6 protein-coding genes are annotated in these 8,709 nt (G+C 47.5%); 2 read left to right on the forward strand and 4 right to left on the reverse strand.

Features of this window, described 5'->3' with window-relative positions; genetic code table 11:
- The first annotated feature begins 439 nt into the window (after positions 1-439).
- On the forward strand, positions 440-817 hold the full coding sequence (locus tag B3157_RS12155) for an endonuclease domain-containing protein (protein WP_292590701.1): 378 nt from the start codon (positions 440-442) through the stop codon (positions 815-817).
- Positions 818-1,343: 526 nt separating this feature from the next.
- On the opposite strand, the gene uvrB is transcribed toward B3157_RS12155, so the two are convergent.
- From uvrB to B3157_RS12175, 4 genes are all read right to left on the reverse strand, one after another.
- Positions 1,344-3,350, reverse strand: coding sequence for an excinuclease ABC subunit UvrB (gene uvrB / locus B3157_RS12160; RefSeq protein WP_214060573.1), 2,007 nt, complete (start codon positions 3,348-3,350; stop codon positions 1,344-1,346).
- Between the two features lie 295 nt (positions 3,351-3,645).
- Positions 3,646-4,239, reverse strand: a complete 594-nt coding sequence (gene ruvA / locus B3157_RS12165; RefSeq protein WP_292590713.1) for a Holliday junction branch migration protein RuvA — start codon at positions 4,237-4,239, stop codon at positions 3,646-3,648.
- Positions 4,223-5,542 (reverse strand): bifunctional folylpolyglutamate synthase/dihydrofolate synthase, encoded by a 1,320-nt coding sequence (locus B3157_RS12170; RefSeq protein ID WP_292590714.1) that lies wholly within the window; start codon positions 5,540-5,542, stop codon positions 4,223-4,225. The genes ruvA and B3157_RS12170 overlap by 17 nt, the downstream gene beginning before the upstream one ends.
- Entirely contained in the window at positions 5,539-8,142 is a 2,604-nt protein-coding gene (locus B3157_RS12175) for a valine--tRNA ligase (protein ID WP_292590715.1), read from the reverse strand. Before B3157_RS12175 ends, B3157_RS12170 begins: the two co-directional genes overlap by 4 nt.
- Positions 8,143-8,270: 128 nt before the next feature.
- Between B3157_RS12175 and B3157_RS12180 the strand changes: the two genes are divergently transcribed.
- Positions 8,271-8,582, forward strand: a complete 312-nt coding sequence (locus B3157_RS12180) for an MGMT family protein (protein ID WP_099829418.1) — start codon at positions 8,271-8,273, stop codon at positions 8,580-8,582.
- The last annotated feature ends 127 nt before the right edge of the window (positions 8,583-8,709 follow it).

The raw sequence follows: 8,709 nt of genomic DNA on the forward strand, positions 1-8,709 counted from the left end.
ACCGATAACGGATAACCGTTTCTTAGTCAACTTGCATCTTGGAACTTGCAACAGTTTCAAAGAACGAGATCCTGGCCTGAACATTGTCAGGATGACGTGAGGGGCTGTCATTCGAGAGCCTACACTTATGAGCCAGCGCTGGAATCCACTCACCTCGGTCATCCCGTAGTGGTTCTGTTCGGGATCTAATCTCGACCGTCTTGAGCTGCGTACGATGAAAGAGGTTTGAGGCTAGAGGTCAGAAAGGCAAGATCTAATTGCTCTTCTTACCTCTGGCCTCTTACGTCTTTTTTGCGATTCCCTCTGACCCCCAAAGGTTGGACACGAAGTGTCGGAACGATGAACCGCTCTTTTGCTCTTGAACTTAATCCCCGCTTGAGCGGGGGGGACCGCTTGCGGTGGGGAGTGTCCATGTTCTACAATTGCATGGGTGATTACTGTGACGGATTATCCAACTTATGAACATAATTTGAAAGCCTTAGCCTCAACACTTAGAAAGAACGGAACGCTTGGAGAAGTACTTCTCTGGCAACAACTTAAGAAAAGGCAGATCGAGGGTTACAGATTCACAAGACAGAAGCCTATAGGCAGATACATTGTCGATTTCTTTTGTAAGGAATTGAGGCTTGTAATTGAAGTGGACGGCGGTTCTCATGACATCAGGGGCGAAGAAGATAGAAAGAGACAGAAAGAACTTGAAGGAATGGGCTTAATTGTTATCCGAGTGTCTGAAAAAGATGTTCGTTACAACATTCAAGGTGTCTTGGAAGGAATTAGACAGAAGCTTCTGCAAATCACACAAAAAGAACATAGCTAATAGAGAGCAGCGAAACTACTAACCGTGTCGCTTCACCGAATGAAGTTTTTTCTTTCTGACCAGGCAACGTCAACTTGTGTTGCAGTAGACTCTTTTAACTTCTGATCTCTTGGATCTCGATCTTGCGAATTAGTGCACACCCTCCGCCACTTCGTGGCCCTCCTCCCTCAAGGGAGGACTTAAGATCAAGATCATCAGGAGCGAAATGCACCATATATTGTCAAGGGATGAGCATCATGGGATTCTCATTAACGCCATAACTTATGGATATTGATGACCTCCTTCAAGGAGGAAATTAAACCTAGATAATCAGGATTTAGCTACAGCGTATTTGCTCAAGGGAGAAGAAGCGTCATATGATCTCTTATTATCACCCTGATTTATCGGTAATGATAAATGTAGCAAGGGAGGATTTAAGATATAGATTTTCAAGAGGCTTACACAGCACGTATTGTCAAGGGAGAAGAAGCATCATATGATCTCTCATTATCGTCCTGACTTAAGGGCATGATGAGTTAGAACATGGTCAGATCCTCTGCTTGTTTTTCTTCAGGCTGTGCATCTCATCTCTCAATATGGCTGCGTCCTCAAACCTGAGCTCTCCAGCGGCCCTAATCATCTCCTCGTTAAGAAGAGCGACGTAATCATCGTAATCGAGAGACTCCTTTAGAGCCAGAACACCCTCCAGATAAGTTGCCCTTGCCTTTTCTTCTCTCTCTTTATTCAGATCCTCACCGGCGAACTCTTCGAAGATGTTTTTATAGAGGGGTTTCACTATGCTTTCGGGAGTGATGTTATTCTCTTTGTTATACACTAGCTGCTTGAGTCTTCTTCTGTTTGTTTCATCTATCGCCCTCTTCATTGAACCGGTGATCGTATCGGCATAAAGAATTACCTGACCGTTCACATTCCTCGCCGCTCTTCCGATGGTCTGAATCAGAGTTGTCTCGGAACGGAGGAAGCCTTCCTTATCTGCATCCATTATCGCGACCAGGGAGACTTCGGGAAGATCGAGTCCTTCCCTCAACAGGTTGACACCTACCACGACCTCTACTGTGCCGTCTCGAAGCTTTCTTAAGACCTCGACCCGCTCAATCGCGTCAAGCTCGGAGTGAAGATACTCCGCTCTTATACCGACTTCGTTGAGATAGTCTGAAAGCATTTCGGCAGCCTTCTTAGTCAGAACCGTGACCAGAGCTCGTTCACTTCTCTTCTTGACGGTTCTCATCCTCTCGATAAAGTCATCTACCTGACTCTCGGTTGGATGCACAATGACTTCGGGATCTATGAGTCCCGTCGGCCTGATAACCTGATCGACGACTCTGGTAGAGCGTTCGGCCTCGAAATTACCCGGCGTCGCAGAGACGAAGATTATCTGTCCTACAGTCTTGAGGAACTCCTCGAACCTTAGAGGTCTGTTGTCGAAGGCCGCAGGTAATCTGAAGCCGTAGTCGACAAGGTTCTTCTTTCTTGAATAGTCTCCCCTGTACATTGCTCCAAGCTGGGGGACCCCGATATGCGACTCGTCTATGAATGTTATGAACTTCTCCTTATCAAAGTAGTCGAGCAGAGTGTACGGTTTCTCTCCCGGATGACGGCCGTCGAAGAAGCGGGAGTAGTTTTCTATTCCAGAGCAGTATCCAACACTTGAAAGCATCTCCATGTCGTAAGTGGTTCGCTGTCGAAGCCTTTGCGACTCTAGATACTTTCCCTCTCTTTCGAGATGTTTCACTCTCTCCTCAAGCTCTTCTTCTATGTTTCGCATCGCGCCGAGAATCTTCTCCTGAGTCGTGACAAATTCCTTGGCAGGGTAGATGGTGACCATATCCAGCTCTTCGATTGTCTTTCTGTTTATAGGATCGAATGACGCGATTCTCTCAATTTCATCATCGAAGAAGTACAACCGAATTCCGTGATCCTCATAAGGAGGAAAGACTTCAAATATCTCTCCCTTCACGTGAAATACGCCCCCTGCAGAGATATCCTCCGAACGGTTATATTGAATGCCTGCGAGCTTCAGGGCAAGCTCCCTTCTGTTGACCGTCTCTCCGCGCTCCAGATGAATGTTCATACTGGTGAAATCTCTCGGATCTCCGCTTGCATAGATCGCAGAAACACTTGCGAGTACGACTGTATCGTTCCTCGTCAGGACGGATTTCAGAGCGGAAATCCTCATCCTCTCCAGTGTTTCGTTTATCTGAGCTTCCTTTTCGATATACAGATCCTTCGATGGAATGTACGATTCAGGCATGTAATAATCGTAGTAACTTATGAAGAGCTCTACTTTATTCTTCGGAAAGAAGGTCTTGAACTCTCTGTATAGCTGTGCCACAAGGGTCTTGTTAGGCGAAATCACTATGGCCGGTCTCTGAAGTGCGCTTATTACGTTCGCCATGGTGAAAGTCTTTCCCGAACCCGTTACCCCTAGAAGGGTCTGGAATCTATCTCCACTCTCAAGTCCTTCGATCAACTTCTCTATAGCCTGCGGTTGGTCTCCCTGAGGATTGTAAGAAGAATCAAGTTCGAAGAGCACCAGATCAACTCCTTTCGATGCTAACTGGCAAACAATTCTACACCATGCGAAGAACAGTTTTCAATAGCCCGCTCTTCTTCGCGTGCATCGATAGAAACAGTCTCACTTACTGGAAACTCTTTCGGGAGAATAGAGAGGTTAGCAGGAGAAGGTTATTCGGCAAAATGAAGGCCGCGGTTCATTTGAATGATAGGTTTCGTTCGGGTTTCTCTCGATCTCGCAGAACCGCCGGAAGGTGAGCACTAACTCTCTACCCTCTTTCACGGAAGAGTGTTCGAATCTTATGCCGTTTGTTCTACTTACGCATCTCCTTTAGAGCGCCTTTGATCAACTCATGCATGTCGACGTCGGGGCTGTTTCTGAGAATCTTGACGACCGTTCTTCTGGCCTGAGACTCATCGAAACCGAGAGAGGCGAGTGCAACTATGGCCTCTTCGCCTACAGATCGCCGTACATCGGGCATCGTTTCTTCGCTTTCAACGAAAGACGAGTCTATCAAAGATGAAAGCTCCACGATCATTCGCTCTGCAGTCTTCTTCCCGATTCCCGGCAGCGAAGAAAGCTCGGCAACGTTCTTTGAAGAGATTATCTGCTTTATTCTTGAAGGAGAGGAAGACGAGAGAATTTTCATAGCCGATTTCGGACCGATCTTGCTCGCTTTGAGCAAGATGTTGAACAATTCCTCCTCTTCCCTGTCCAAGAATCCATAGAGTTCCGGGGGTCTGTCCTGCGAGTAAGAGACATACGTTAGGAAGAAGAATTCTCTGTCGCCGGAGAGTTTGGCGATTGTGTTAGGCGTGCAGTTCAGCCTGAAGAAAAGCCCTCCAATCTTTACGACAACTTCAGACTCTCTGATCTCTCTTACTAGCCCTTCAATGCCTTCCAGCATATTCCTTCACTCCAGTCAATATGTTTCTCGTCGCGCTGACCAGATACAGCGAACCGCAGACAAGAATCTTCTCGGAAGTCTGCAGCACTGTCTCCAAAGCGGCTTCATGAGAATCGACAAAACTAACTTGATCACAGTACCTCCTCCAGGTATTGGCGACTTCTTCCGGATGGAGACTCCTGTGATTCGGAACTCTGCAGACCACTACTCTGTCTGTAATCGATGAAAGCGTTCTTATGTTGCTTTCGTAGTCCTTGTCGTCGAGGCTGCCGAAAAGCAGAGTGAGCTTCTCGCCGGCAAAATACCGTTCGACTGTCTTTCTCAGAATCCTCGAGGCATCGGGATTGTGCGCGCCGTCAAGAATCACTGTCTTTGAGAGCACGGAAAAGACCTCAAATCTTCCGGGCCAAATAACGTTCTTCAAAGCCTTTCTCAAGCGGTTTTCATCTACTGATTTGCCAACCCTATCGAAGGCTGTTTCAACTGTTTTTAGCGCCACTGCTGCATTTGCTACTTGATGCTCGCCGTTGAGGTTGGTGATGAGATCGTAATACACATTCGTTCCTTCATAGTCGAAAACATTGCTGTCTAGCTTGTATTCTCTGCCGTATGCGTTGAAGTCCTTCCCTATGAAGAAAGTCGGAGAACCCATGCTCTTAGCAGTTTCAGAGACAACCCTTCTGATGGCAGGTCTTGTGATTCCCGAAACCACCGGGCTGTTCACCTTGATTATTCCGCACTTCTCTACGGCTATCTTCTCTTCGGAATCGCCGAGAATACCTGTATGATCAAGTCCAATACTTGTTATCACCGAGACTAGAGAAGAGCTGATTACGTTGCTCGCATCGAACCTGCCTCCAAGACCAACTTCAAGAACGACAATATCGCAAGCCAGCTGCTTGAAATACAGGAAGCTCATCGCGGTGACCACCTCAAAGAAGCTTGGAGCATACTCTTCGCCCTTCTCATCCATCTTCTTCAGCGCAGGCTCCATCGACTCCAGGATTCTGCAGACAGCGTCCTCCGAAATGTACTCTCCGTCAACCTGGATTCGTTCCCTGAAAGTCGTTATGTGAGGCGAGATATTCAGCCCGGCCTTCAAACCGTGAGAAGTGAACAGGGTTCTTACTATAGATGCTACGCTGCCTTTCCCGTTTGTACCCGTTATATGGACAATAGGGTAGGATTCCTGCGGGTTGCCAAGACGCTCCAGAAGCTCTCTAATCCGGAAGAGACCGTACTTTATCTTTCCATACGGTCTTGAGTTGTAAAGATAGTGGATGGCCTCGGAGTAAGTCTTCATTTCAGGTCTTCAATAATCTTCTCGATCCTGCGGATGTTGTCCTGACTAATGATCAGCCTTTCCTTGTTCTCGTTTACTACCTCTTCAGGGGCGTTGTCGACGAAGCTCTTATTCTCGAGTTTCGACTTTGTTCTGGCAAGGTCGCTTCTTTCCTTCTCCAGCTTCCCTTCCAATCTTTCAATTTCAGCAATCGTGTCGATCTCGCCCAGCACAACATACAGAGTGTTTCCTGAATCTCCCCAGGCAGATACGCTTCCCGATGCCTTTTCGCTCCTGGCAATCAGTTCACCCGAATTCGAAAGATTTGAGACGAGTTTAAGAATCTCGGTATCAATTCTCTCTCCGAGATAATAGACGTCTGTGCGTGAAGAGGGAGGTATATTCATTTCTGCCTTCACGTTTCTGATTCCCCTTACCATTTCAATGATCTTTGAGAATTCATTTTCGGAAGAAACATCGAAATCGGATTCATCAAATTCCGGCCATTCGGAGGCGATCAAAAGACCTTTCGAATCGGGCAGTCTCTGCCAGAGTTCTTCCGTGATATACGGCATAAAGGGATGAAGCATTCTCAACGATGAGTCAAGGATTCTCACAAGTACATTCTGCGCTATCGTTCTGTCTCTTCCGCCGCCGTTCAGTCTTGGCTTTATACTCTCTATATACCAGTCACAAAACTCGTTCCAGAAAAAGGAATAGATTGTCTTTGCCGCGCTGGGGAAGTCATAAGAGTCAATGGACTCTTCCACGGTCTTGACGGATCTTGCCAATCGGGAAAGGATCCACCTATCCTCAATTGCCAGCTTTTCTTTGCGCAGATCGATCTTTTCGAAGCCTTCTATGTTCAGCAGTGCAAATCTGGCTGCATTCCAGATCTTGTTTGCAAATTTCTTGTAAGTGTCAAAGAACTTGACGTCAAGTTTTATGTCGTGATTTTGCGCGGCTAGAACGGCCAATGTGAAGCGCATAGCGTCTGTTCCGTGTTCCTTGATGACATCCAGAGGGTCTATGCCGTTTCCGAGAGACTTCGACATCTTCCTGCCGTTCTTGTCTCTTATCAGCCTGGTTATGTAAACGTGATCGAACGGTCTGTCTCCAATGAAATGGTATCCGGCCATTATCATTCGGGCTACCCAGAAAAAGATGATATCGAAGGCCGTGACCAGTACACTTGTAGGATAGAAAGTCTCTAGATCGGGTGTCGTTTCCGGCCATCCAAGGGTAGTGAAGGGCCATAACTGCGAGGAGAACCATGTGTCAAGAACGTCTTCGTCCTGTCTCAGTTTCCTGGAGCCGCACTTCGGACAAACCGAAGGATCGTTTTCTTCGACAATGACTTCGTTACAGTCATCGCAGTACCATACAGGAACCCTGTGACCCCACCATAGCTGGCGAGAAATGCACCAATCGCGAATCTCCCGCATCCAGTTAAGATATACTTTCTTCCAAGTCTCAGGGAAGAAGACGACTTCGCCATTCTCTACGGCAGCGATCGCTCTTTCCGCGAGCGGACCAACCTTGACGTACCATTGATCGGAAAGGGACGGCTCAACAACCGTGTCGCAGCGATAACACCTGCCCACCGCATGAACCATAGGCTCTACCTTGATTAGAAACCCCTGTTCCTCGAGGTCCTTGACTACTTGCTTCCTCGCTTCGTATCTATCTAGACCGCGATACTTCCCGCCGTTCTCGTTAATCTTCGCATCTTTGTCTATGACTTCGATTACCTCCAGACCATGTCTCAACCCTATCTGAAAATCGTTGGGATCATGGGCGGGTGTGACCTTCAGAGCACCTGTGCCAAAGGACGGATCGACATACCTATCCTGAATGATCGGTATCTCCCTTTCCATAAGCGGCAGTATTACAGTCTTACCCGTAAGATCGGAATACCTTTCATCGGAGGGATAGACGGCAACCGCGGTATCTGCGAGCATCGTCTCAGGTCTGGTTGTTGCAATTACTACGAACTCATCTCCACCCTTGATCGGGTATTTTATATGGTAAAAGGCTCCCTTTTCGTCTTCATGCTCTACTTCCTCATCTGAAAGAACCGTGGAACACCTCGGACACCAGTTAACAATGTACTTGCCTCTATAGATAAGCCCTTCCTTGTAGAGATCGACGAAGGCCTTTCTCACCGCTTCGCTTAGCCCGTCGTCCATAGTGAATCTCTCTCTTGACCAGTCCACCGAACAACCCATAGCTTCAATCTGCTCGCGAATCCGCTGCCTGTATTCCTTTGCCCAGTCCCATGTTGTTTCAAGGAACTTCTCTCGCCCCATCTCCTTGCGGTTCGTACCCTTCTTGGCGAGATCCTTCTCAACTGCGTTTTGGGTCGCTATGCCGGCGTGGTCCTCGCCAGGGACCCATAACGCTCTGAATCCTTTCATGCGCTTGAAGCGAATTATGAAATCTTGAATTACTAGATTTAGTGCGTGGCCCATATGGAGAGGTGCAGTAATATTAGGAGGCGGGATCATTATTGTGAATGGTTCACCCGTGCCTCTCGGTTCGAAGTAACCGCCTTCTTTCCAGCGAGAATACCACTTCTTCTCAAGCTCGGAAGGACTGTACCTGGTGCTCAGTTCCTCCATTTTGACTACCTCCTCGTGGTGCCGTCGGCATTTAAATCGAATTATAGCACGAAGTAAAAGGCGGTAATGGGAGATGCCGTTAATATGTAGATCAGCTCCTCATATAGTACAATTCACTTGGTGAGAATATGGATGATGAAAACACTTCAACCTATAAGAAAATCTACTCGATGGTTCGACAAATCCCACGTGGGAAAGTCGCAACTTACGGTCAGATAGCATCTCTTGTTGGCGGTTGTTCCGCAAGGATGGTGGGGTACGCCATGGCCGGTATCTCCGATGCGACCATACCCTGGCAGAGAGTAATCAATGCACGAGGAAGAATAAGCATTAGAGACCCAAATGGCTATTCGCTTCAAAAGGCGATTCTCGAAAGAGAGGGAGTTGTCTTCGACGAAAGCGATACAATCGATCTCGAGGTCTTCGGTTGGCAACCCTAGTGGATGTTAAGGAGCTGCCGTACGTTGCAAAGATCCGCTGAGCGCTGGTAAGACCCGCTTGTAAAAAAACGCTGAGCGCTGGTAAAAGCTCAGTTGCAAGTTCCAAGATGCAAGTTCTAAGAAAAAG

This window comes from Mesotoga sp. UBA5557 (genome assembly GCF_002425715.1).
Taxonomy (GTDB): Bacteria; Thermotogota; Thermotogae; order Petrotogales; family Kosmotogaceae; genus Mesotoga.